This is a genomic window from Vibrio sp. 704 (assembly GCF_033339295.1).
Window position 1 is genome coordinate 1 of record NZ_JAWOUH010000852.1, and the last position, 554, is coordinate 554.

Below are 554 nucleotides of genomic sequence, written 5' to 3' on the forward strand. Positions count from 1 at the left end.
AATCAAGCAGGCTAACTTTGCAGAAGCCGCAGCGATGCTTAATGCGGCGCAGTTTATGACCAATGATATGTCATGTACGGGAGCTGATGGCCAAGACAACGTCGAGTGTACGGTCTTCAAAGGTAATGCTGGCCAGTGCAAGAAAGCCGTTGGCGGCATAGTGGATTGCTGTGAAAAGCCAAGTGGCGTGTCGCTATCGGATTACATCACGATGATAGTTGCGGTCAACAAGCTTGATACGGCAGTCATGGCCATGAATCCGTCTTCGGCAATCTATGGTTCGTGGAATACGCTCAGGGAACCAATCACCAGTACCTGGAGTGCGGTTAAAGAGCCTTTTGTGTCTGCATGGGACTCTCTCATGGGGGCTGGGCCATCAACGGCTGCTGGCGCGGGAGCGGAGCAAGCTGCGACTGGCTTTATGCAGGTGTTGACCAACAAAACGGCTGAATGGGTAGGAACTACCTTTGGTTCGGGGGCGCAATCGGCACTGTTTAGTAACGTTGGTGGCGCGGTTGGAGCCGATGGTGTTGTTTCGGGTGGTAACTTCGCGC

Annotated in this window: 1 protein-coding gene; it reads left to right on the forward strand. The window is 53.4% G+C overall.

Annotated elements, in window-relative coordinates; translation table 11 throughout:
* The coding region (gene traN / locus R7R24_RS29515) for a conjugal transfer protein TraN (RefSeq protein WP_318120565.1) at positions 1–554 on the forward strand (554 nt) is incomplete at both ends.